Raw genomic sequence first — 1,121 nt, 5'->3', positions numbered from 1 at the left:
CACAACGCATAGTCCGCGTACTGCACCGGCAACGCACCCCACCCGGGCACCCGCCCCTCACACCGCGCCGCGTACGCCACCGACACGTCCCGCGCCAGGGGGCGGGTCGACCAGCCGTCGCCCGCGATGTGGTGCACCACCAGGGCGAGTACATGCTCCTCGGGGCCGGTCTCGAACAACCACGCCTTCAACGGAGCCTCGGCCGCGAGGTCGAAGGCGTACGAGGAGATCCGCGCGAGTGTGGCCGAGAGTTCGGAGGAGTCGAGCCGGACGGCAGGCAGCTCCCACTCGACCTCGTCCACTCCGAGCACATGCTGGTACGGCTCGCCGGCCACGACGCGGAAGACCGTGCGCAGGGACTCATGGCGCGCGATGACGTCACGCAGCGCGTCGGCCAGGGCCCGTGTGTCGAGCCGACCGGTGAGCCGCAGCGCCACCGGGCTGTTGTACGTCTGGCTCGGCCCCTCCAACTGGCCGATGAACCAAAGCCGTCGCTGCCCGTACGACAGGGGCACCCGTTCCGGGCGTGCCATCGGTACCAGGGCTGCGCGCGCCTCGTCCGCCTCTGCCAGTCGGGCGGCCAGCCCTGCCACCGTGGGTGCTTCGAAGAGTTCGCGGATCCCCACCTCCACGCCGAGCAGGGTCCGCATGCGGCTCACCAGTCGGGTCGCCAGCAGTGAGTGCCCGCCCAGAGCGAAGAAGTCGTCATTCACGCCTACCGCCGGCAGGCCCAGGACCTGGGCGAAGGCCTGGCAGAGGAGTTCCTCCTGCAAGGAGACCGGAGCACGGCCCGAATCGGCCGTCGCCACCGCGTAGTCGGGGCTGGGCAGTGCCTTGCGGTCCAGTTTGCCGTTACCAGTCAGCGGCAGCTCCGGCAGCACGACCACCGCAGAGGGCTCCATGTACTCCGGCAGACGCGCGGCGACGGACTCCCGTACTGCTGCGGTCAGTTCGGCAGCATCCGTGTCGTCCGTGTCGCTCGCGACGACGTAGGCGACGAGTCGGACATCCCCAGGCGTGCTCTCACGGGCGACGACTGCGGCCTGGGCGACCAGCGGGTGCGCGGCTACGACTGCCTGCACCTCGCCGGGCTCCACTCGATACCCGCGGATCTTCACCTG

The 1,121-nt window shown here is 70.3% G+C and carries 1 protein-coding gene; it reads right to left on the bottom strand.

The window, feature by feature from the left end:
- On the bottom strand, window positions 1–1,082 hold a 1,082-nt coding region (locus ACFZDI_RS35920), incomplete at its 3' end, for a condensation domain-containing protein (RefSeq protein WP_391256770.1).
- Window positions 1,083–1,121: the final 39 nt, after the last annotated feature.

This window comes from Streptomyces sp. NPDC007907 (assembly GCF_042959365.1).
In the GTDB taxonomy this organism is placed as follows: Bacteria; Actinomycetota; Actinomycetes; order Streptomycetales; family Streptomycetaceae; genus Streptomyces; species Streptomyces indiaensis.
Note: the sequence above shows the minus strand (reverse complement) of the source record. Positions and strands in the feature narration are given on the sequence as shown.